This is a genomic window from Malaciobacter pacificus (genome assembly GCF_004214795.1).
In the GTDB taxonomy this organism is placed as follows: Bacteria; Campylobacterota; Campylobacteria; order Campylobacterales; family Arcobacteraceae; genus Malaciobacter_A; species Malaciobacter_A pacificus.
Genome location: NZ_CP035928.1, coordinates 1,415,088 through 1,438,758, shown reverse-complemented (window position 1 = coordinate 1,438,758; position 23,671 = coordinate 1,415,088). Strand labels below are relative to the sequence as shown.

Annotated in this window: 26 protein-coding genes; 19 read left to right on the top strand and 7 right to left on the bottom strand. The window is 27.3% G+C overall.

From position 1 onward, the window contains the following. The first annotated feature begins 4 nt into the window (after positions 1 to 4). The 5 genes from APAC_RS07265 (at position 5) to APAC_RS07245 (ending at position 4,200) form a co-directional block, all read left to right on the top strand. The gene (locus tag APAC_RS07265; RefSeq protein WP_130233477.1) at positions 5 to 847 is read left to right on the top strand and encodes a CheR family methyltransferase; all 843 of its coding nucleotides are present in this window, start codon (positions 5 to 7) and stop codon (positions 845 to 847) included. Then, positions 844 to 1,518 (top strand): chemotaxis protein CheD, encoded by a 675-nt coding sequence (locus tag APAC_RS07260; RefSeq protein WP_130233476.1) that lies wholly within the window; start codon positions 844 to 846, stop codon positions 1,516 to 1,518. Before APAC_RS07265 ends, APAC_RS07260 begins: the two co-directional genes overlap by 4 nt. Positions 1,519 to 1,544: 26 nt before the next feature. Next, the gene (locus APAC_RS07255) at positions 1,545 to 2,624 is read left to right on the top strand and encodes a protein-glutamate methylesterase/protein-glutamine glutaminase (RefSeq protein WP_130233475.1); all 1,080 of its coding nucleotides are present in this window, start codon (positions 1,545 to 1,547) and stop codon (positions 2,622 to 2,624) included. Positions 2,625 to 2,714: 90 nt separating this feature from the next. Further along, positions 2,715 to 3,767 carry a tyrosine-type recombinase/integrase gene (locus APAC_RS07250; protein ID WP_130233474.1) on the top strand — a complete coding sequence of 351 codons (1,053 nt, stop codon included), beginning with the start codon at positions 2,715 to 2,717 and terminating at the stop codon, positions 3,765 to 3,767. 73 nt (positions 3,768 to 3,840) lie between these two features. Beyond that, positions 3,841 to 4,200, top strand: a complete 360-nt coding sequence (locus APAC_RS07245) for a sirohydrochlorin chelatase (RefSeq protein WP_130233473.1) — start codon at positions 3,841 to 3,843, stop codon at positions 4,198 to 4,200. Between the two features lie 3 nt (positions 4,201 to 4,203). Here the strand turns inward: APAC_RS07245 and APAC_RS07240 are convergent, their stop codons facing one another. The 5 genes from APAC_RS07240 to hemW are packed head-to-tail and all read right to left on the bottom strand — an operon-like array spanning position 4,204 to position 8,993. Further along, positions 4,204 to 4,473 (bottom strand): hypothetical protein, encoded by a 270-nt coding sequence (locus APAC_RS07240; protein ID WP_130233472.1) that lies wholly within the window; start codon positions 4,471 to 4,473, stop codon positions 4,204 to 4,206. A gap of 15 nt (positions 4,474 to 4,488) precedes the next feature. Then, complete coding sequence (locus tag APAC_RS07235) at positions 4,489 to 5,025, bottom strand: V-type ATP synthase subunit I domain-containing protein (protein ID WP_130233471.1); 537 nt, start codon at positions 5,023 to 5,025, stop codon at positions 4,489 to 4,491. 53 nt (positions 5,026 to 5,078) lie between these two features. Beyond that, positions 5,079 to 7,046 carry a M3 family metallopeptidase gene (locus tag APAC_RS07230; RefSeq protein ID WP_130233470.1) on the bottom strand — a complete coding sequence of 656 codons (1,968 nt, stop codon included), beginning with the start codon at positions 7,044 to 7,046 and terminating at the stop codon, positions 5,079 to 5,081. 13 nt (positions 7,047 to 7,059) lie between these two features. After that, positions 7,060 to 7,884 (bottom strand): peptide chain release factor N(5)-glutamine methyltransferase, encoded by an 825-nt coding sequence (gene prmC / locus APAC_RS07225; RefSeq protein ID WP_130233469.1) that lies wholly within the window; start codon positions 7,882 to 7,884, stop codon positions 7,060 to 7,062. Positions 7,885 to 7,928: 44 nt separating this feature from the next. After that, positions 7,929 to 8,993 (bottom strand): radical SAM family heme chaperone HemW, encoded by a 1,065-nt coding sequence (gene hemW, locus APAC_RS07220; RefSeq protein WP_130233468.1) that lies wholly within the window; start codon positions 8,991 to 8,993, stop codon positions 7,929 to 7,931. Between the two features lie 55 nt (positions 8,994 to 9,048). Between hemW and APAC_RS07215 the strand changes: the two genes are divergently transcribed. The 5 genes from APAC_RS07215 to folP are packed head-to-tail and all read left to right on the top strand — an operon-like array spanning position 9,049 to position 12,776. Then, positions 9,049 to 9,549, top strand: coding sequence for an RNA pyrophosphohydrolase (locus APAC_RS07215; protein ID WP_130233467.1), 501 nt, complete (start codon positions 9,049 to 9,051; stop codon positions 9,547 to 9,549). A 17-nt stretch (positions 9,550 to 9,566) separates the two neighbouring features. Then, positions 9,567 to 10,778 carry an aspartate kinase gene (locus tag APAC_RS07210; protein ID WP_130233466.1) on the top strand — a complete coding sequence of 404 codons (1,212 nt, stop codon included), beginning with the start codon at positions 9,567 to 9,569 and terminating at the stop codon, positions 10,776 to 10,778. A 2-nt stretch (positions 10,779 to 10,780) separates the two neighbouring features. Beyond that, positions 10,781 to 11,332: a HobA family DNA replication regulator gene (locus APAC_RS07205; protein WP_130233465.1), complete on the top strand. Its 552-nt coding sequence runs from the start codon at positions 10,781 to 10,783 to the stop codon at positions 11,330 to 11,332. Position 11,333: 1 nt separating this feature from the next. Beyond that, a complete protein-coding gene (locus tag APAC_RS07200) occupies positions 11,334 to 11,957 on the top strand; it encodes a DNA polymerase III subunit delta' (protein WP_188353734.1) in 624 nt (207 codons plus the stop codon). 18 nt (positions 11,958 to 11,975) lie between these two features. Then, entirely contained in the window at positions 11,976 to 12,776 is an 801-nt protein-coding gene (gene folP, locus APAC_RS07195; protein WP_228255896.1) for a dihydropteroate synthase, read from the top strand. An 18-nt stretch (positions 12,777 to 12,794) separates the two neighbouring features. On the opposite strand, the gene APAC_RS07190 is transcribed toward folP, so the two are convergent. Continuing rightward, positions 12,795 to 13,625, bottom strand: coding sequence for a prephenate dehydrogenase (locus APAC_RS07190; RefSeq protein WP_130233463.1), 831 nt, complete (start codon positions 13,623 to 13,625; stop codon positions 12,795 to 12,797). A 101-nt stretch (positions 13,626 to 13,726) separates the two neighbouring features. Between APAC_RS07190 and bamA the strand changes: the two genes are divergently transcribed. Genes bamA through APAC_RS07160 form a run of 6 tightly spaced genes read left to right on the top strand, consistent with a single transcriptional unit; the run spans position 13,727 to position 21,603 of the window. Next, entirely contained in the window at positions 13,727 to 15,997 is a 2,271-nt protein-coding gene (gene bamA / locus APAC_RS07185; protein WP_130233462.1) for an outer membrane protein assembly factor BamA, read from the top strand. Continuing rightward, entirely contained in the window at positions 15,997 to 17,085 is a 1,089-nt protein-coding gene (locus APAC_RS07180; protein ID WP_130233461.1) for a dehypoxanthine futalosine cyclase, read from the top strand. The genes bamA and APAC_RS07180 overlap by 1 nt, the downstream gene beginning before the upstream one ends. Before the next feature lie 17 nt (positions 17,086 to 17,102). Continuing rightward, positions 17,103 to 18,395, top strand: a complete 1,293-nt coding sequence (locus tag APAC_RS07175; RefSeq protein WP_130233460.1) for a M16 family metallopeptidase — start codon at positions 17,103 to 17,105, stop codon at positions 18,393 to 18,395. A 2-nt stretch (positions 18,396 to 18,397) separates the two neighbouring features. Further along, the gene (gene gltX / locus APAC_RS07170) at positions 18,398 to 19,663 is read left to right on the top strand and encodes a glutamate--tRNA ligase (RefSeq protein WP_130233459.1); all 1,266 of its coding nucleotides are present in this window, start codon (positions 18,398 to 18,400) and stop codon (positions 19,661 to 19,663) included. Then, positions 19,660 to 19,932: a YggT family protein gene (locus APAC_RS07165; protein ID WP_130233458.1), complete on the top strand. Its 273-nt coding sequence runs from the start codon at positions 19,660 to 19,662 to the stop codon at positions 19,930 to 19,932. Before gltX ends, APAC_RS07165 begins: the two co-directional genes overlap by 4 nt. A gap of 9 nt (positions 19,933 to 19,941) precedes the next feature. Further along, on the top strand, positions 19,942 to 21,603 hold the full coding sequence (locus tag APAC_RS07160; RefSeq protein ID WP_130233457.1) for a lytic transglycosylase domain-containing protein: 1,662 nt from the start codon (positions 19,942 to 19,944) through the stop codon (positions 21,601 to 21,603). Here APAC_RS07160 and APAC_RS07155 read toward each other — a convergent pair. Then, positions 21,575 to 22,051, bottom strand: coding sequence for a hypothetical protein (locus tag APAC_RS07155; RefSeq protein ID WP_130233456.1), 477 nt, complete (start codon positions 22,049 to 22,051; stop codon positions 21,575 to 21,577). The genes APAC_RS07160 and APAC_RS07155 overlap by 29 nt on opposite strands. Before the next feature lie 75 nt (positions 22,052 to 22,126). Between APAC_RS07155 and mobB the strand changes: the two genes are divergently transcribed. From mobB to APAC_RS07140, 3 genes are read left to right on the top strand one after another with little or no spacing between them, the layout of a single operon-like run. Further along, positions 22,127 to 22,624, top strand: coding sequence for a molybdopterin-guanine dinucleotide biosynthesis protein B (mobB, locus tag APAC_RS07150; RefSeq protein WP_130233455.1), 498 nt, complete (start codon positions 22,127 to 22,129; stop codon positions 22,622 to 22,624). Between the two features lies 1 nt (position 22,625). Next, on the top strand, positions 22,626 to 23,468 hold the full coding sequence (locus APAC_RS07145; protein ID WP_130233454.1) for a class 1 fructose-bisphosphatase: 843 nt from the start codon (positions 22,626 to 22,628) through the stop codon (positions 23,466 to 23,468). Beyond that, the gene (locus tag APAC_RS07140; RefSeq protein WP_130233453.1) at positions 23,461 to 23,661 is read left to right on the top strand and encodes a hypothetical protein; all 201 of its coding nucleotides are present in this window, start codon (positions 23,461 to 23,463) and stop codon (positions 23,659 to 23,661) included. Before APAC_RS07145 ends, APAC_RS07140 begins: the two co-directional genes overlap by 8 nt. Positions 23,662 to 23,671: the final 10 nt, after the last annotated feature.

The window sequence follows — 23,671 nt, the reverse complement described above, 5'->3', positions numbered from 1 at the left end:
ACATATGAAAAATGTAAAAGAAATTCATGATAAAATAAAAAAACTTCTTTATTCTCACACAGGTATTACCTTAACTGAGAATAAAGACATTATGATTTCAAATAGAATTGAAAAACTAAAAAGAAATTGTAAATACTCAGGGGAAATCGAAGAGCTTCTAAAACTTATCGAAAATGGCCAATATGTAACTGAATTCATAAACTCATTTACCACAAATAAAACTCATTTCTTTAGGGAAGATTTCCATTTTATAGATTTAAGAGATAGAGTTTTACCTGAATTTGCAAAAAATAATCAAACAATCAATATGTATTGTTCAGCATCTTCAACAGGAGAAGAACCTTACTCAATGGCAATGACAGTTGAAAAAGTAAGAGAAGATCTTAATTCAAGATTTAATGCCACTATTATTGCTACAGACATTGATACTAATGTTTTACAATATGCAGCAAATGGCATCTATAGATATTCAAAATCTTCAAAAGAGTTCCCAGAGTGGATAAAACCACAAAAATATTTTAAAAGAAGAATAGAAAAAAATTTAGCTGGTGAAGATATTTTAATAAAAGCTAATGATAACTTAAAAAGGATGATTTCTTTTCAAGTAATGAACTTAAATAATCCTTCTTATCCTTTTCAAAAGAATCAATTTGATGTAATATTTTGTAGAAATGTTTTAATCTATTTTTCAACAGAAGATCAAAATGCAATATTAAAAAAGCTATTTAAACATTTGAAAATTGGTGGTACATTATATTTAGGACACTCTGAGAACCCTCAAGATTTAATCAACTATGTAAAAAGAATTGGTCAAAATATCTTTATTAAAGAAAAGGAAATCGTTTGATAGTTATTGGTCATAAAGATGGAAGTATTGAGAAAGCATCTGCAGTTAGATTTACTCAAAAAACAAAGGGACTAAATACTCATACTGTAATAGGCGGTGAATTTGCAGTTGGAAGTGATTTAGAACATGTTGCATTTAAAACACTTTTAGGTTCTTGTGTTGCTATTATGTTTTATGATAAGGTTAAACATATTAAAGGAATGAATCATTTCTTATTACCAACAACTAACAATAACAATGATGATATGAAATATGGCTTATATTCAGTTGAAGCTATGCTAAATGAGATGTATAAACTTGGATGTAATAAATCAGATATAGTTGCAAAGATATCTGGAGGTGCAGACATTATGCGACTAAATATAGGTTCTTCTATTGGTCAAAGAAATGTAGAGTTTGCAAAAGATTTTTGTAAGGCAGAAGGCTTTAAACTAGTTAGTGAACATACACGTGGTGAACATGGTAGACTAATTTTACTTGCAAATGATTTTGAAACATTTATAAAAGTAACGCAAAAAACTGAAACAGATAATAAAATTCTTAATGAAGAAAAAGATCTTCAAAAAGAGATTACAAAAGCACCAGTTATCAAAGAATACGTTGGAGGTGTTGATTTATTTGGTGTTGATGATAAGAAAAGTGAACCTGAAATGGAAATCGAACTTTTCTAAAATTTTAAGAAATAGGGTGGTTAGACTTGTATACAGTTCTAGTTATTGATGATTCTCCTTCTATGAGAAGAATCATTAAAGATATGATTGATTCTATTGATGAATTTGAAGTAGTTACTACAGCATATGATGCCTATGATGCTAGAGAAAAAATCAAAGAGTATGAACCAGATTTAGTTACAATTGATATTAATATGCCCAAAATGAATGGTGTAGTATTTTTAAGAAATCTTATGAGATTACATCCTATGCCTGCAGTTGTTATATCAGGTGAAAGTGTTAGAGGAAATGACATTTTTGATGATGGTGCAGTTGGATTTATTCCAAAACCAGAATCGGGTGAGCCAATGCCAGTATTTGCAGAGAGGATTAAAGACACTTTATTAAATTTAACATTTTTATTAAAAAGATATACATTAAAAAAACCTCAAGCAAAAAATAAACCTAAAAACACAACTAAAAATCTTAAAATTGAGTATAAAATTCATCCTGATGAAGTAATTCCATTGAAAAAAGCTCTTATGCCTGGAATGAAACTAATAGCAATTGGTTCATCAACAGGTGGAGTTGAATCTTTATTAAAAGTATTTAGAAAATTACCTTCTAATTTACCTCCAATATTAATTACTCAACACATTCCTTATGGTTTTTCAAATTCATTTGCACATAGATTAAACGATAATTCAGATGTAATAGTCGCAGAAGCAAAAGATGGAATGATTTTAGAAAAAGGTCATGCATATTTAGCTCCTGGGAACATGCATTTAACAATAGAAAAAAGTGGAAATGAGTATAAAACAAAACTATTAGACACATCAAAAGTAAGCCAGCATAAACCTAGTGTTGATGTTCTATTTAGGTCTGTAAATAATAGTGTTGGAAGTGCAGCTATGGCTGTGATGATGACAGGAATGGGTGATGATGGAACAATTGCTATGAAAGAACTACATGACAATGGAGCATATACTATAGCACAAAATGAAGAGAGTTGTGTTGTATTTGGAATGCCTATGAAAGCTATTAAAGCAGGTGCAGTTAAAGATATTGTACATTTAGATGATATTGCGCAATATATAATTGAGTTTTCATCAGGGAAAAGGAGATAATTCCTTTTTTCTATAGCTTCTTAAGTCTTTATATAATATAATTTGGAAATTATAGTTTCCAAAAGTAAAATAAATTTAAAAGGCTTTTTATTGAAATATCCACTAGACTTTGAATCTACATTTAACAAAACTTATCTATTTTGGCTTTCAAGATTTATTAGAAATAAAATAACATCACTATCTAATAGACAAGTAAATGATAAAGAACGATTAGCACAAATTTTACAAGAGTTAGTTAAAGGTTATGACTCTATTGAGGATTTAAAATCAGTTGTAAAAGAAGTTCGAAATATTGGAATAAATAGTATTCATGTTTATTTTATACCCTTATCAAAACTATACACTTTTATGACTAATTATGGAGCTTCTTCGATGAAAGAAATCGATGAAGAACTTCTAAGTGACTTTTTAGCAACCGAAACAAGTACATTATCTGACGCAACTAAAAAAAATTATAGAATTGCATTAATTACTTTTTTTGGTTATATTGATAAACAAAATGAAGAAAAAAATGCTTACGTTTATAGGTATGGCATTGAATTAAAAAACTGGGGTGGATTAGCAGGTAAAAGCGGTACTAAACTACCCTCTTTTATGCATAAAGATGAAGTACAAAGGTTTATTGAAGGTATAAATAATTATCCATTTAGCGCAAAAATTGCCGCTAGAAATAGACTAATAATCAAAACTATACTTTATACAGGTATCAGGGTTAGTGAAGCTATAAATATTGATTTAAAAGATTTTAACAAAGATGATGATGCATATATTATCCAAGTTAGCGGGAAAGGAAATAAACCAAGGGTTGTAATGATAAAAGAGTCCATTATCAAAAATGATTTATCATCTTGGTTAGATGTTAAATGTTGTGACAATAATCTACTTTTTTGTAATCAAAAAGGTAAACCTTTAAGTCAGGCATATATAAGTAGTATTGTAGAAAAAATTCTTTTAAGTGTAGGTATTAGAAAAGAAAAAAATGGTGCACATATGTTACGGCATACTTTTGCTACCCTACTTTATCAAAAAAATAAAGACTTGATACTAGTTCAAGAATCTTTAGGTCATGCAGATATAAATACTTCTCGTATTTATACCCACTTTGATAAAGATAAATTAAAAAAGACTACTGATATTTTTTAGTATCAATTGACAAAAAATAGATATCTATTTATAATTTATTCTGATAAAATAAATTAAAATAAAAGGAATAAGTATGGAAGCCTTAATTATTGTTGCACATGGAAGTAAACTTGAGTCATCAAACCAAGAAATTATAAATATAGCTAATAAGATTAAAGAGCAAGCAAATGATAACTTATTAGTTGAATATGCATTTTTAGAACTAACTGAGCCCTCTATTTTTCACTCTTTAACAAAAGCTGTTGGAAAAAAATGTACTCATATTAAGATATTTCCATATTTTCTAGCTGCAGGTAAACATGTAAAGATAGATATACCTACAGAAGTTAAAAAATTCCAAAAATTAAACCCTGAAATTAAGTTTACTTTATTACCACATATAGGAATGTGTAAAGGTATTGAAGAGATGATTATAGAAAACTCTTTAACATAAAACTCACCAAAGAGAGTCAGTTTCTTGCTCTATAGTGTTAATCTCTAAATATATATTACTATTATAATCTTTGTATAAATTATATTCCCCTAAAGAAATACTATTTTCAATCTCTCTTTTATTAAAGTATATATCTTCTGCATACTCACAAAGACTTGATAAATAGTACTCTACAAGGGACGGTGCCATAGACTCTATAGCTAATTCTAAATTTATAAATTTATCTACACCAAAAGAGTTATACAAAGATTCTTTATTAATTAAAGTAATCATTAAATAAAATCTTTTCTATCTATTAAACCCATTTAACAATGAAGCCATTCTGTTTAAGTCTATTTTATTATCCTTACTCTCATCATCTTTCTTTTCTGTAATTTCCTCTACTTTTTCATATAAAGAACTTTTTACATCATCAATTTTATTCTCATTAGATTCCTCAACAATTGAATCTAATAAACTCTCTTCTTCTTTTATCTCTAAAACATTAGATTCATCTTGTTTTTTAAATTCACTTGTAGAACTTCCATCAACTTTTTTATTTAATAATGACTCTATTTTTCCTAACATAGAATTAATATTTGAATTATCCTCTTCTTTATGAGATTCAAATTCATTTAAGTTTTTCTCTAAATTCTCTTTAGTTGATGTTAATTCCTCAACATGTACTTCTAAGTCATGTTTTGCAGACTTTAATTCAGAAACTTCATTCTCTAAATTTTTTATTTTATTTTCTAAACTACTATTATCTTCTTGAAGTTCTTCATAAGCTTTAATTAATGTATTTAAAGCTTCATTTAATTTTGTAATTGTTTCTGCATTTGTCATGATTATTAAATCCTCGTTGTTATAATAAATTAAGTTTTGTATTATTACAAAATTTAGCTAATAATTCCATCAATTTTTAATAAAGAATCAACACTTGGTTCTCTTTGGGCAAAATCAAAAAATAATTTGTCCATATCCACTGAACCACCTTTGCTTAAAATACAATCTCTATATTTGATACCTAACTCCTTATTAAAGATATTTCCAGAATCAATAAACATATAAAATGCATCTGCACTTAATACTTCAGCCCACTTGTATGAATAGTACCCAGCAGCGTATCCACCGGCAAAGATATGAGAAAAACCATTTTGAAATTTATTATAAGAAGGTGGTTTCATAGCTGAAAATTCATCTCTAACTGTATCAAGTAAATCTTGTATTTCATTTTCTGTTTTGTATAATTTTTGATGTAGTTTAAAATCAAACAGTGCAAATTCAACTTGTCTAACCGTTCCCATTGAAGATTGGAAATTTTTTGCTTTGATTATTTTATCAATCGCTTCATCATCTAATACTTCTCCTGTCTCATAATGCTTAGCAAACATTTTTAATACTTCTTTATCATAAGAGAAATACTCTAAAAACTGAGAAGGGAATTCAACAGTATCCCAAGCAACACCAGAAATACCACTTACAAATGGCTCTTCAACCTTACTTAACAAGTGATGTAAAGCATGACCCATTTCATGGAATAGTGTAACTACATCACTATGTCTTAATAAAGAAGGAGTTGTTTCACTTGATTGAGGAAAATTACCAACAATAAACGCTGTAGGAAATTTAATATCTCCATCACTGTTTTTATAATGAGAGTGCCAATTATTCATCCATGCACCCCCTCTTTTTTCTTTTCTTGCTTCTAAATCAATATAAATTCTTGCAATAACTTTTCCATCTTCACTTAAATCATATACTTTAACTTTATCGTCCCAAGAAGGAGTATCTGATTTTATGAATTTGATATTAAACATTTGCTCTAAAAAGTCAAAGAAACCATTTAATACTGACTGTTGTTCAAAATATGGTCTAAAATACTCTTCATCAAAGTCATATTGAGCTTTTTTTAATTTTTCTGAGTAATATGATGCATCATAAGAGTTAAAGTCCTCTATTCCATCTTTTAAAGCTAACTGTTTTAATTCTTCTAATTCTTCTTTTGCTTTTGGTAATGCTTTATGTCCAAGTTCACTTAAAAAAGAAACAACCTCTTCCTCTTTTGAAGCCATTTTAGTTGCAAGGGAATATTGTGAATAGTTATCAAAACCTAGTAATTTAACTTTTTCATCTTTTAAAGCTAATATTTCTTCAATAATTTTTCCATTCTCAGGTGCTCTTGTACAATATGCTTTATAAATCTCTTCTCTTTTAGCTCTGTTAGTCCCATAAGTAATATATGCTAAATATGATGGCATTTGTAAAGTGAACTTATATTTTGTTTTGCCATCTTCTTCAAATGAAGCTAATTCTAAATCTGATTTTGGGATCTCTTTTACATCTTCAAAATCTTCACAAATCATTTCAAAAGCATTTGTTGCATTTAAAAGATTTAATGAGAACTTATGAGACAGTTCACTAAGTCTTAAACTAATTTCTTCAAGTCTTTTTTTATCATTATTTTCTAAGTGACAACCTGATAGTTTAAAGTCTCTAATTTCATTTTTTAGAACTTTTTTTTGTATATTGTTTAAAGTACTTTTTTCATTAGACTGTATATCTTTTAAAGCTAAATAAATATTTTCATTTTGAGAAATCTCAGTTTCATATTTTGATAAAACTGGAAGACATTCTTCGTACACTTTTGTCGTTATTTCTGAGTTTTTTACTGAGTCAATATGAAAAATTGGTGTAACAAATTCTCCGATACTCTCCCCTATTTCTTGAAACGGTAAAACAAAATTTGCGTATGTTTTGTTTTCAATACTTAACAACTCTTCTATTTTTTTTCTATTATCGTTTAATAACTCTTCTAATAAATTTTTCGATTCTTCTAAATTTTCTAAATTAAATTCTGTAAACATTTATATTCCTTTTCTAATATTTAAATTTTAGTGTAAAACCTCTATCAAAGTTTTCATAATCTTTATAAAAACTATACATCTCAACATCAAAGTTTTTAAAATACTCTTCTAAAGGCTTTTTTTGATCATAACCCATCTCACAAAGCAAATAAGGTATTTTTTTCTTATTTGTACTATCAATTATCTTTTTTAGTAATTCATCCCCTACTTTTCCACCAAAAAGTGCATTTGTAGGTTCATACTTTACATTTTCAGGCAGTTTATAATCATCTGCAATATAAGGAGGATTAGAGATAACCATATCAAAATCATCTTCACTAACATTTTTAAATGTATCACTAAGCCTAAACTCAATTGCTTCATCAACTTCAAATTTCTTTGCATTATCACTAGCTAATTCAATTGCCTTCTCATTTATATCAACTGCAATTACTTTTAAATTTGGAAGCATAGTAGCTAACATTACAGATATTATTCCACTACCTATTCCTATTTCTAATATTTTTGGATTTTTAATATCTTTTAATATTTCATAGGCATTTTCAACCAAAATTTCAGTTTCTGGTCTAGGAATTAAAACACCATCTCTTACGATAAATGTCTCACCATAAAATGTTGCCTTATTAATAATGTATTCAAGTGGATAGTTTGTGGCTCTTTTTTTAACTAACTTTTCAAGCTCTTTTTCCATGGTAAACTCTTGAGTATAGTTCAAGTGTAACCATATTGTATTTTTATTTAGTAAATGTAACATTAATATCTCAACTTCTTTAGCTGGAATATGTGTTACATTTTTTAAATCTTTTGTATATTTTCTAACAGTATCTTTTATTGTCATTAATTTTTTAGTCCTTTAAAAAATGCATTATATTATTTATATGATTAACTTAATATATATAAAGCTAATTCATCTGAAAGTAAGAAGTTTTTATTATAAACCCTTTCGTTATTTAAATATAGTTTATCATGTTCTATTAAATCATTTACTTTTATCATTTCATCTTCAGTAAATATTGATTTTTCAACTCCATTTGAACACCTAAACCCAAGTAAGATTTTTTCTGTTTTAATATCATCATTACTTAACTCTTCATACTCATAATTTGTAGGGTTTGAAATATACTCTTCTATACTTTTATTGGGATAATATCTTCTACTATTCATACAACCAACAGCTCCTGCTCCAATTCCTAGATAATTCTTATATTCCCAATAGCCATAGTTATGTTTTGATTCATATTTTTTATCTCTTGCAAAATTTGAGATTTCATATTGTTTAAAACAATTTTTATCAATATAATCAAATATTTCATAAGATAAATCTTCATCATCAATTTTCACACTACTTCTATCAAAGAACTTAGTACCTTCTTCAATAGTAAGTGAATATGCACTTAAATGTGTAATAGGCAATGAAAAAGCCATATCTAAATCAGATTTTATAGATTGAATACTATCTCCTTGAACTCCATAAATTATATCACAATTAATACCATTAAAACCTATACTATTAGCTCTTTGTATAGCATTTATTGCACTATTTACATTATGTGCTCGTCCTAAAAATTTAAGTTTATCGTTATTAAAACTTTGAACTCCGAAGCTTACTCTATTTACTCCATATTTATTCATGTTTTCTAACCAGACTTGACTAGCAGAGTTTGGATTGGCTTCAGTTGTAATTTCAGCACCTTCAACTAAATAAGGTTTTATTATTTCAAAAACCTCTTCATACTCATAATGTTTTATTGTTGAAGGTGTTCCTCCACCAATAAAGACCGTTTCAATACTATTATGTTTTATGTCATATTTATTTAAATCAAATTTTAATTGCTTTTTTAAAGCTTTCATATACTCACTTTTTAAATGAAACCTATCAGTATATGAATTAAATGCGCAGTAAAAACATTTACTATCACAAAATGGAATATGTATATATAAAAGCAATTTTTAATCCTAGTTTTTGTATAATATTTGGCTAATTATAAGGGAAAATATATTTATGACTGATAAAAATGACACAACGACTGAAAATAAAACAAAAAAAAATTATAGACCTAATGTAGCAGCAATTGTACTATCAGCAAAATACCCTCATACTTGCGAAATATTTATAGCTTCAAGAACTGATGTTGAAAATGCTTGGCAATTTCCTCAAGGTGGAATTGATGAAGGGGAATCAGCAAAAGAGGCACTATTTAGAGAGCTTGAAGAGGAAATAGGAACAAGAGATGTAGAAATCATTGCAGAGTATCCAAAATGGGTTTCCTATGAATTCCCAGCAGCAATTGCTAAAAAAATGCATCCATACGATGGTCAAATACAAAAATACTATTTAGTAAAACTAAAAAAAGGTGCAAAAATAAATATTGAAACTGAAATTCCAGAATTCAGTGAATATAAGTTTGTACCAACAAAAAATATTTATGACTATATAACTTTCTTTAAAAGAACAGTTTATAAACAAGTTTTAAAATATTTTAAATCAGAAGGTTATATTTAAAAAGGATTAGAGTTTAAATGTTAAAAGTACTTAAATTTGGTGGAACAAGTGTAGGAACACTTGAAAGAATACAAAATGTTGCCAATATTATTAAAAATATAAAAGATGAAGGTCATGATGTAATTGCAGTAGTTTCAGCTATGAGTGGTGAAACTAATAAATTAATAGAGTATGCAGAAAACTTTTCAAAAAAGCCAAAAGCAGATGAAATAGATATGTTATTAAGTTCAGGAGAGAGAGTTACTTCTGCACTTTTATCAATTGCCTTAAATGAGCAAGGATACAAAGCAACTTCTATGAGTGGTAGACAAGCAGGTATTGTTACAGATAATGCACACACGAAAGCTAGAATTGAATCTATTGATACAACTGGTATGAAAGAAGCAATTGCACAAGGTAATATTATCATTGTTGCAGGTTTCCAAGGAGTTGCACAAAATACTAATAGAGTTTCAACGCTAGGTAGAGGCGGTAGTGATTTAACAGCTGTTGCAATTGCTGGGGCTATCCAAGCTGACGTTTGTGAAATCTACACTGATGTAGATGGTATATATACAACAGATCCTAGAATTGAACCAAAAGCTAAAAAGCTAGATAAAATTTCATATGACGAAATGTTAGAATTAGCAAGTTTAGGTGCAAAAGTACTACAAAATAGATCTGTAGAAATGGCGAAAAAATTAAATGTAAATTTAGTATCAAGAAGCAGCTTTACGCCAGAAGTTGAAGGTACATTAATAACAAAGGAAGAAAACATTATGGAACAACCAGTTGTAAGTGGTATTGCTTTAGATAGAAATCAAGTAAGAGTTGGAATGTATGGTGTAAATGATAGACCTGGCATTGCTTCAGCAATTTTTACTGCCCTTGCAGATGCAAATATAAATGTTGATATGATAGTACAAACTGTTGGTGTAGATGGAAAAACTGACTTAGACTTTACAATTCCTACAACTGATTGGGAAATCTGTAAAACAGTTATGGAAAAGTTTAAAGATGAGACTGAGAATATTGATTACAATGATAAAATTTGTAAGGTTTCAATTGTTGGTGTTGGTATGAAATCTCATACAGGTGTTGCTTCAAAAGCATTTACAGCACTTGCAAATGAAAATATCAATATAAGAATAATTTCAACAAGTGAAATTAAAATTTCAATGATTATAGAAGAGAAATATGCAGAATTAGCTGTTAGATCACTACATGATGCATACGAACTGGATAAGTAAAAGTGCAAGAGTTTTTAAACTGGACTGTTGATACAATCAGGGATGATAGACTTCTATCTCCTTGGCTGGAAGAAAAAAAATATGAATGGACTCCTTTAGTATCAAAAAACATATATAATCTTTTAGAAAAAGGTTGCTCTATAATTGTTATTACAGATAAAGATAGAGAATGGTTTTTAGAGTATATTTTAACAAATATTAACTCTACAAAATTAAATAGACCATTTTTACCATTTTATGATTTTAAATCATTTTCTAAAAATATAGATTTAATTAAATCTGATGAAGATATATCATGTATTAAAGATATGCTAAAGATTTCTTTCCCAAATGGATACTGTTTTTGGTACATTGGTAAAAGTCAAGATATTAGAGCAACAATTCCAAAAGTTTCTAAAAACTCTTTTTTATGGTTATTTGATGAAGATAAACAAGATGCTTTTAATCTAAAAAGCAGTGATGAAGCCTTAGATATGAAACTTCTTCAAATGTTTAGACTATATAATAAAACTATAAGTGCATCACTTTTTGCTGAAATTAATGTAGAAAATTAATATGTTAACTTTTATAGATGATTCTTGTATTTTAATTGTTAATGATATAACAGAGACTTTAAATAAGCTATCACCTTTATATCCAACTCATTATACAAGAGTAATTAAAAATGAAGAGAAAGATGAATTTCAAATTGCCCAAGCAAATTTAACTATAAAAGAGGCATATATAGCTTCAAATGAAAAAAAATATATCTTTTTATGTGGAACTACATTTAGAAGAGAAGCACAAAACTCTTTATTAAAAATATTAGAAGAACCACCTAAAAATGTTGTTTTTATAATAGTTACAAATTCAAAATCATCAATTTTACCTACAATTTATTCAAGAATCCCCTATAAATATTTAAAAACTTCTATTTCTAAAGAGCCTTGTAAATTAGATATTGCAAAACTTGATCTAAAAGATATGTACTCTTTTTTAAAAGATAATCAAAGAGTTTCTAAAAATGAAGCAAAAGAATTAGTTGAATCAATTTTATTGAAAGCAAAACTTCAAAACCTAGAATTATCACAAAACCAATTAGAAATATTCTCAAAATCTATAAAACTAATTGATTTAAACTCAAAACCAATTAATGTTTTAACTACCCTACTTTTAACTTTAGCAAATAAACAAAATTAATAAATAAGGTATTATATAATGAATACATACAATAATAAAATCATGGGTGTATTAAATGCCAATGAAGATTCATTTTTTTCACAAAGTAGATTTGATAATTCTCAAGCCTCTAAGAAAATAGAACAAATGATTGAAGATGGTGCTGATATTATTGATATTGGAGCTGTTTCAAGTAGACCTGGAAGTATTGCCATTAGTGAAGATGCTGAACTAGAAAGAATTAAAGATATTGTTAATACAATTTATACAAATAAGTATTATAAAAAAGTAGATTTTTCAATTGACTCTTATGCTCCAAAAGTTATTGATTATGTTTTAAATAAAGGCTTTAAAATTGTAAATGATATTACAGGTTTACAAAATGATGAAGTTTGTAAGATTGCAGCAAAATATAATGCTCAAGTTGTAATTATGCATATGCAAAATGACCCTACAAATATGCAAAATAATCCAAATTATGAAAATGTAGTTTTAGAAATAGATGAATACTTTAAAAATCAAATTTCAAAGGCAAAAAGTTTTGGAATAAATGATATTGTTTTAGATGTTGGTATTGGTTTTGGTAAAAATTTAGAACATAACTTAACACTATTAAATAAATTATCGCACTTCAAACACTTTGGATATGAACTTTTAATTGGGGCTAGTAGAAAATCAATGATAGATAAAATTGTTCCAAGTTCAATTGAGCAAAGACTTCCTGGAACATTAGCAATTCATTTAAAATCAATACAAAATGGTGCTAGTATAATTAGATGCCATGACGTAAAAGAACACTATCAAGCAATAAAAGTTTTTGAAGCAATTGAAAATATATAAAAAAAGATGAGATACTAATTAAAGTATCTCATGTAAACTTGTTGCTTTATGCATCCACTCTTTTAATTTTTCATAATCTTCGTCTTCAACCATTTTTTTAACATCACTCATTTGCTTATTAAAAAGCTCAATTGAATCTAAAAGATTATCTCTATTTTGTCTAAAAATATCAGTCCACATATCAGGACTAGATTTTGCAATTCTACTCATATCTCTAAATCCACCAGCAGCAAGTGCTATAATAGATTTTGGATCTTCATGTCCCATTACAGTATTTGCTAATGAGTATGAAATAGCATGAGGTAAATGAGACATATAACAAGCATGAACATCATGGTCATGGGCATTCATCATTACAAGTCTCATTCCAATTTCTTGGAAAAGAGTTATTACCCTATTTTTATGTAAATCATCATTTGCTTCTAAATCACATAAAACTATTGTTTTACCTTCATATAGATTATCCATTGCAGCTTTTGGACCAAACTTTTCATTTCCACACATTGGATGAGCTGCTACAAAATTTGTTCTAATAGTATGGGGAATATTTTTTATAATAAACTCTTTTGTTGAACCTAAATCCATTATTGTAGTATCATCTTTTATATCTAATAAATTTGGAAAAAAAGCAATAATATTATCAACTGGCATTGCTAATACAATTAAATCACATTTTTCTTTTATAGTATCAATAGTAGCAATCTCATCAACTAAATTTAATTCTAAAATCTCTTTTTTAGTCTTTTCACTTCTTGCATATCCATAAATTTTAGTTGCTAATGCATATTTTTTTAAGGCTTTAGCTAATGACCCACCCATTAAACCTAAACCTATAATTCCTACGTTCAAATCATAATCCTTTAATAAATTAAATATCTATTATATCTTAATTATCATATAAAGTTAATTTAGTTATATTATCAACCTATTAATATATATTAAGGATAGTTGTGAAAAATAAAGTAATACTATTTTCCCTTGCTTGTGCAACAGTATTAAGTGCTCAAACAATTAAATCGATTGATTTTGTTAATCTTAATAAAATCTCACCAAAAATCATTAATGAAACTTTAGATTTAAAAGTTGGTGATCAATTAGACTTTCAAAAACTAAATAATGCTATAAAGACCTTTTATAGCTATGGCTATTTTACTGATATTCTTGCAGAAGAAGAGAATGGAAATTTAAGAATTTTATTTGAAGAGAAACCTTCCATTGCAAAAGTTGATATCAAAGGATATAAAACAAGAGCTGAAGATATTGATGCTTTAAAAACAATGATAAACCTTAAAAAAGGTGCTATGTATACTAATAAAAGAGTTGAAGATGCTAAGAAAACTCTTTTAGATATGTTAGAAAATGAAGGATTTATCAATTCAGTTGTTGAAATAGAAGTTGAAGAGCTAAACAAACACTCAGTATCATTAACTTTTAATGTAAATAAAGGTGATGAGATAATAATTAAAAAAGCTAACTATTATGGCGCAGACAAACTAGACCAAGATGATTTTGATCACGTAACAGCAAACAAAGAAAAAGAGTTTGCCTCATGGTGGTTTGGGCAAAATGATGGAGAAGTAAAAGCTGATCAGTTAAAATATGATGCAAGAAGAATAAATGAACTTTATTTTGAAAAGGGATATTTAGATGCTAAAGTAAAAGAACCTTATTTAGATATTGACTTTGCATCAAATCAAGCAAAACTTGACTTTTTCATTGAAGAAGGGACTAAATACACAACTAATGACATAAAAATATATGTGGATGAATCAATTGTAAAAGCTGATGATTTATACCCTGAATTAAAACTTATCGTTGGTAATACTTTTAATATTAAAAAACTAAGACAAGACCAAGATTATATTAAAACACAAGTAGCTAATAAAGGTTACGCTTTTGCTGATGTAAGATTTGATATTAAAAAAGAAAAAGACGATTCTAAAGTTGATGTTATATTTAATGTAATTCCAGGAAAACAAGTTTATATAAATGATGTAAAAATTTCTGGCAATAGTAGAACTTTAGATAGAGTAATTAGAAGAAATGTATACTTAGCCCCAGGTGATTTATATAATTTAACAGATTTTAAAGATTCAAAAAACAAATTAAAAAGATCTGGTTTCTTTGAAGATGTAATTATTGAAGAAAAAAGAGTTAGTGAAGATAAAGTAGATATCTTAGTTAAAGTAACTGAGGCAGCTACTGGTTCACTTATGCTTGGTGGAGGATATGGATCTTATGATAAACTAATGGTTAATGCTGCAATTTCAGATAAGAATGTATTTGGTTCAGGAATAGGTGCATCATTAAGTACAGAACTATCAGCCCACCAAAGTGATTTTTCATTACAATTAACTAATCCAGCTATATTTGATAGTAAATATAATGCTACAATAGATATTCACAGTAATGAAAGTGAAATTGATAGAGACAACTATGAATCAACTAAAACTGTAAAAGGTTTTACAGTTGGAGTTGGAAGAGAAATAGTTAGAAACTTATATGCAGGAGCTAAGTATAGACTTGACTTTATAAAAGAGGATTATACTTGGGATAGTGATTTTGCTAAACCAGCAATTGATGGGGATGGAAATCCATTAACATATTTAGAAGATGCTGACTATACAACTAGCTCAATAACTCCTTATATTAACTTTGATAATACGGATGATTTTTATATTCCAAGAGAAGGTTTTAAAATTGGTACTTCTTTAGAGTATGCAGGAATTGGTGGTGATTCAAAATATGTAAAATCTAGTTCATACTTAAAATATTTCTACTCAATTGAAGATTTAACAGAATTAGATTGGATTTTTAGATTTAAAACACAAGTAAAAGTTTTAGTTGATAATGGACAAATTAATCAAGGGGATTCTTTATACTTAGGTGGTACTAGAAGTTTAAGAGGATTTAAATCTTATGCATTTGGACCAAATAATGAAGATGGTGAAGTTGAAGAGCCATACAAATATATGTTTGCAAACTCAGTTGAAATGAGTTTCCCACTTATTCCAACAGCTAACATGAGATGGGCAATATTTGCTGATTATGGTTCTATTGGAGTTGATGACTTTTCTAAAGACTCAAGAGTTAGTACAGGTGCATTACTAGAATGGATTTCACCATTTGGACCATTACAACTTATTTTTGCAAGACCTTTAAATGATAAACCAGGTGATGAAACTTCATCATTTGAATTCTCACTAGGAGCAGCATTCTAATGGTAAAAAAAATAGAAAATAAAATAGATAAAGATATTATAAATAGAAGAATTACAAATGAAGAAGCATTAGATTTAATAAAAAATGCTTCTTTATTAGAGTTAGGGGAATTAGCAAGTGCAAAAAAAGCACAACTACACCCTGAAAAAATTACATCATTTATCGTTGATAGAAATATCAACTACACAAATGTATGTTGGGTTGATTGTAAATTCTGTGCTTTTTATAGACACGGTAGAGATGAAGATTCATATGTTTTAAAATTTGAAGAGATTGATAAAAAGATTGATGAATTACTTGAAATTGGTGGAACACAAATCCTATTCCAAGGTGGAGTTCATCCAAAATTAAAAATTGATTACTATGAAGAGTTAGTAGATCATATTCATACAAAATATCCACAAATTACAATTCATGGTTTTTCAGCTATTGAAATAGAGTTTATTGCAAGAGTTTCAAAAATCTCTAAACTTGAAGTTTTAAAAAGACTACAAGCTAAAGGATTAAGTTCTATTCCAGGAGCAGGAGCTGAAATTTTATCTGATAGAGTAAGAGATATTATTGCTCCAAAGAAAATGGATACAAGTGAATGGCTAGAAGTTCACAGACTTGCACACTCAATTGGTATGAAAACAACTGCAACTATGATGTTTGGTACAGTTGAAACTGATGAAGAGATAATTGAGCATTGGGAACACTTAAGAAAACTACAAGATGAAACAGGCGGTTTTAGAGCATTTATTATGTGGTCTTTCCAAGGTCAAAATACAAAACTTATGGAAGAACATCCCCAAATAAAACCACAATCTTCAAATAGATACTTAAGACTACTTGCCGTTTCAAGACTATATTTAGATAACTTTAAAAATATGCAAAGTTCGTGGGTAACTCAAGGCTCATATGTAGGTCAATTAGCACTTAAATTTGGTGCAAATGATTTAGGAAGTACTATGATGGAAGAAAATGTAGTAAAAGCAGCAGGTGCTGCTAATAGAATGAATCAAGATGAGATGATTAGACTTATCAAAGATGTTGGAGAGAACCCAGCAAAAAGAAATACAGCTTACGAGATTTTAGAAAAATTCTAAGAGGAGTTAAAGCTATCATGAAAATAAAATTACAAATTTTATTAATATTAGCAATTATACAAGGAAGTTTAATGGGTGCACAAATCAAGTACATAAAAATAGATAATATTGAAGTTCCAGTTATTTTTGAGGAACAAAAAAGTTTACCAATATTAAATTTACAAATGGTTTTTCAAAACTCTGGCTATATCCAAGATGGCAAAAAAAGTGGTTTAGCAAATATATCTTCAAAAGTTTTAAACGAAGGAACAAAAGAGTTAGGTTCAGTTAAGTTTGCACAAAAACTTGAAGAAAATGCTATATCTTTAAGCGCGTCAAATGGTTTTGAAACATTTGTAATAGAGTTATCAAATTTAAAAGATGTATCTAATAAAGCTATAAAACTTTTAAATGACTTATTAAAATCACCAAATTATTCTAAAGATACATTAGAGAAAATTAAAACAATCCAAACAGGTGCATTAAAAAGAAAAGAGAATGATTACGACTATGTTTCAAAAAACCTTCTAAAATCAATGTTATTTAAAGACACTCCTTTAGAAAACTCTAGTTCTGGAACTATTGAATCAATTTCAAAAATAAAAATAGATGATGTTAAAAAGTTTCTTGATAAAACTTTAGTTTTAAACAATCTAATTTTAGTTGCAGGTGGAGATTATACATTTGAAGAGTTTGAAGAATTAGTAACACCTATATTAAAAACTTTAAAAACTGGTGAAAAAGCAAAATTAAAACTAATAGATATCAACTCTAAGAAAGAAGAAAAAACATTAATTAAAGATACTCAACAAGCATACATATACTTTGGTAGTTCTTTTAATGTAGATCCTAAAGATGAAAACAATTATAAAGCAAAGGTAGCCTCATTTATTTTAGGTGGTTCTGGTTTTGGTTCAAGACTAATGGAAGAAATTAGAGTAAAAAGAGGTTTAGCTTATAGTGCATATGGTTATATAACTATAAATAAATCTCACTCTTATTTCAATGGATACTTACAAACAAAAAATGAAAATGCACAAGAAGCTCAAAAAATAGTAAATGATTTAGTAAATGATTTTGTAGAAAATGGTGTTACACAAGAAGAATTAATAGCAGCTAAAAACTTTTTAAGTGGAAGTGAACCATTAAGAAATGAAACTCTTTCTCAAAGACTGCATAGAGCATATATGCTTTATTATAAAGGTTTAGGTTTAGATTATTCAGCAAAAGAATTAGAAAAAATCCAAAATTTATCATTAGAAGATTTAAACTCTTATATTAAATCACATAATGAAATAAAAAATTTAACATTTGCAATAGTAAGGAAATAGATTTGTTAAGATTTGCACCAAGTCAAACAGAAGATTTAAGTATAAATAAACTAAGAGTTGCTATTTATAACTACATATTATCAAAACAATTAAATGAAGATTTAGTAATTAGAATAGATGATTATAAAAAAGAAAAAGTTATTGAAGGTATGGATAAAAAGATTTTAGAACTAATAAATCTTTTTTCAATTGAGTATAAAGGTGTAGTTTATCAAAGTGAATCACTAAAATATCATCAAAAACTTGCCATGCAACTTATGGGACAGAAAAAGGCTTTCTCATGTTTTTGTAGTGATGAAAAACTTCAAGAATTAAAAGAAAAAGCTGAAAATAAAGGTAAAGTATTTAGTTATGATGATTTTTGTGAAAAATTATCTGATGAAACAGTATTAAATACAAATGCTCCATTTACTGTAAGAATGTCTAAACCAAAAGAAGATATAAAGTTTACGGACGCATTAAATGGTGAAATTTCTTATAAACCTTATGAAGTAGATGCTTTTCATATATTAACTCATGATAAAACACCAACTTATAACTATTCATGTGCTGCTGATGATATGATAATGAATATCTCTACTATTTTAAGAGATGAAGAGCATCTATTAAATACTGCTAGACAGATTCATATTAGAAACTCACTAGGATATGACAAAGAGATAAACTATATACATTTACCATCATTAAATACTAATCTTACAGTTCAAGAGTTAATTGATGATGGATTTTTACCAAGTGCTATTGCAAACTATTTAGTATTACTTGCAAATAATACACCAAAAGAAATTTTTACACTAGAAGAAGCTATTGAATGGTTTAAAATAGAAAACCTTTCAAAAGAGTCAGTAGATTTTGATATTGAGAAGCTAAAAGAGATAAATAGAAAACATTTAGAAACAATTGAAGATATGAGATTATCTAAAATTTTAGGTTTTGCTGATAGTGATATTGGGAAACTTGCAAAATTGTATTTAAATGAGTGTTCTACTATTAAAGAGATCAAAAATAAGATAGATACAATTTTTAGTGAGAAAACTCCTTTAAATGGTTTTGAAGATGAATATAATAAAATAAAAGAGGCATTTAAAGATGCTCCTTTTTTTAATGATTACAATGATTTAGAAAAATATTTAAGTGAAAAAACAAAGCTACAAGAAGATAAACTTTTAAAACCTTTAGCTTATATTTTAACAGGAAATGAAGATACTTTAAGACTTAATGAAGTTTATTCTTTAATTAAAAATTATATAGGAGAAATTGTAAAATGATAGATGCACTACTCTCTTCAATTTTAACAGTTGTATTGGGAATTATATTTTTATATAAATGGGTGATTATAATATCAGCTATTTTAACTTGGGTTAGACCTGATCCTTATAATCCAATAGTGCAAATGCTTTATAGATTAACAGAGCCTGCTTATGCTTTTGTTAGAAGATATATCCCAACAACATTTGGTGGTATGGATTTAGCACCAATTATTTTAATTTTTGCATTAATATTTTTAGAAACATTCTTAAAAAACTTATTTTACTAGCAATTAATTATGAAAAAAACACTTATTGCACTTTCTAGTGCAGTTATATTTACTTTATCTTCAGCAAATACTGAAATAAAAAGTGAAATTTTACAAGATAATTTTCAAGTCACTTTAGAGTGGCTTGAACAAAAACCCAAAAGCTACTCAAGAGACTTCTTTATTATTCAATATTTAAATCAAAATGATATTTCATTAGAAGAAGCGAAAAAAGCTTATGACTTGGCTCATAAGAAAACTCGATATATAAAGGATGCCTATAAAAAGTATAATAAAATCAAAGCTTCAAATTTAGAGTGTTATCAAGCAAGTATAAATGAATTATTAAAAATGAATAATGAAAAATGTATTGCTTTAGGTCTAAGTTTAAAAGAAGCAACTCAAATTCCAAAAGCTAAACTTGCAAAATTTATAGAAAAGATAGAAAACTACCCTACTTTAAAAAAAGATTTAAATATCATATATAATAAAGATATTGGAAGTGAATCTTTAAATTATGGATATGACAATTTTTTCAAGTTTTTCTTTAAACTTGGGACTTCTTATCGATATAAAAATTTTGATAATAATTATTCTGAAGAGTTTATAAATAAACTAGCAACTCAAAAACAGTTTGAGATGCTAGTAAGATATACAATATACAAAAAAAATAGATTACAAAATCTACAGAAATCTTTACTAAATACAAAAAATAATAAAGATTTAACGCCAAATGTATTGTTTTTACTTGGAATTAATGCTGTAAATCATAATAATGATGAAAAAGCTTATTACTTTTTTGAGAATGCATTTAAAAAGTCTTATTTACGAAGTGACAAAGACAAAGCTCTTTTTTGGCTATATCTAGTAACTGATAATAAAACTTTTTTACATGAGCTATCAAAAAGCTTCCATATTAATTTATATTCTGCTTACGCAAAAGAACTACTTGAAGTACCTTTAGAGAATATTTATTATGATATTGAAATTCCAAATACTCCTACAAAATATGACATTTATGATCAATTTTTATGGATGAAAGTTTTAGATGATACAAAAAAGAATTTAGATGAAAATAAATTAAAAAAATATGAAACTATTTTTACAAATGAAAACACTAAACCTCACTTAGCCTTTGTATTAACAAGATTTCATAAATATAGAAATCATTATTTTATAACTCCATTTAAAGATATTGTAAAAGATTATTCTACATATAAGAAAGTATTGTTATATTCAATTGCCAAGCAAGAGAGTTTATTTATTCCTTCATCAATCTCATTTTCAACAGCACAAGGTGTTATGCAAATAATGCCATTTTTATCAGAAACTATTGCAAATAAATTAAATGAAAATTATAATATTTATGATCAATTTAATCCAGAAGTTAATATCAAATATGGGAGTTATCATTTAGAAACATTAATGAAACAATTCAACAACAACCCTTTATTTATAGCATATGCTTATAATGGGGGAGCTGGATATACTAAAAGTCAATTTAAACAAGGTTTATTCAAAAGAATTGATAAAAAATATGAACCTTTTTTAAGTATGGAAATGATTTCATATCCAGAGACTAAAGAGTATGGGAAAAAAGTATTAACTAATTATTATGTTTATAATAACTATTTAAACCCTAAAAATAAAGTAAGGCTATCAACTATTTTTCAAACTTTAGTTGCGCCTTAGAAGTGTTATTTTTAATTATAAGATTTAACTCATACTGTTCTTTAATAATTTCATCAAATGTAACTAAATACTTGCTAGCCCATTTATTTTTAATAAACAACTCTTTATAAATACTATCTTCTGATAGTTTTTGTAAAGCTTGGCTTTTCTTATCATTTAAAAATAATTCATATCCATTTGTTTCAATACCATTGCTTTCTTGATTTGTAAAATAAGTAGTAACTAAAAATGTCTCATTTTTTAAATCTTTATATTTTTCTAAACCGTTTAAATAAGTTGCCCAAATTAAAACTTTTGGTTGATTATCTATCTTTATATCAGTTTTTTTTGTAAATTGAATTATTTGGGTATTTATAGTAGAGTTCTTAAAATATTCTGATGCACTATTTTTACTACTACAAGAAGTAAAAAAAATTGTTAAAAATATTGGTACTAAAATTTTATACATATCTTCTCCAAGCTTTGATTAGATGGCATTTTACATTAAATTTACTTTAACAATCATTTAGATAAAATCCCCTTTATGAAATCAAAAAGATTAGTAGTAGCTTTCTCAGGACCTTCAAATAGTGGAAAAACTTCTACTATTGTTAATGTCTCAAACATCTTAAAAGATAGAGGTTTTAATGTTTGTATCATAAAACATGACCCTAGAGATAAAGCAGTATTTGATACAGTAGGTAAAGACTCACATAAGTTTTCACAAACTGGAGCAAATGTGGCAATAGTAAGTCCTACAAGGACTACACTATTTAAAAGACAAAGCTCTACTATAGATGAAATAATTGATTTATTTAAAGATTTTGACTATTTATTAGTTGAAGGATTAAAAACTTTAGATTTACCAAGAATTTCTATATTTAGGAATCAACTTGATCAAAGCTATTTTGATGTTACAGATGCTATTGCAACTGATAAAACAATAGATAGTAATTTAATTCCTAACTCTATTGAGAAACTTGATTTAAATAACCCAGAAGAGATAATCAACTGGATAGATAAAAATGGGAAAAGAGTATAACATGCAAGAAATTATAAAAGCTATCGAAGAAGCATCAATAAAAATCAAACACCTAATTGAAACTGGTGATACAGGCAAAAGTGAACAAGAAAACTCAACTGGTGACACACAACTCAAACTTGATATTGCAAGTGATGAAATTATCGAAGATATTTTCAAAACTATACCAAGTATTAAAGCAATTGTTAGTGAAGAACAAGAGTCAATTGTACCTTTAAATGAAGATGGAGAGTACTTAATCGCTTATGATCCATTAGATGGTTCTTCTCTAGTTGATGTAAACTTATCTGTTGGTTCTATTTATGGAATTTATAAAAATGAGTTTAATGCTCAAAATATTATAGCTTCTGTTTATGTTGTATTTGGTCCAAGAGTTGAAATGGTTGTAACAACAGATGATGTTAAAATGTATAGACTTTTAAATGGTAAATTTGAGTTTATACAAAACTTAGAGCTTCAAGAAAAAGGTAAATTAAATGCACCTGGTTCAACACAAAACTGTTGGGCACCTTTCCATAAACAACTAATTGATGATATTTTCAATGATGGTTATAGATTAAGATACTCAGGTGGTATGGTTCCAGATTTACACCAAATTTTATTAAAAGGTGGAGGATTATTTTCTTATCCAGGAACTACTGATAGACCAAAAGGAAAATTAAGACAGTTATTTGAAGTATTCCCTTTTGCACTTACTTATGAAAAAGCAAATGGTGGCGCAGTTGATGGATTTAAAAGAGCACTAGAAGTTGAAACTACTCATATACATGATACAACACCTTGTTTCTTTGGTTCAAAAACAGAAATTAATAGAGTATTAGAAGTTTACGCTAAAAATGTCTAACGAAATTGTTATTGATGAATGGCAAATAAAACTTGATAAAGTTTTAGATGAATTAAAAAAATGTCAAGAATCAAATAATCTAAATTCATGCACACCTTGTGATAAGTTTTTTGAGTGTGAATTAAGAAAAAAATATGTATTAGCTGCTTATGAATCTATGAACAAAGGTTCTGGCGGTGGATTTGAATTTTAATTAAATAAAA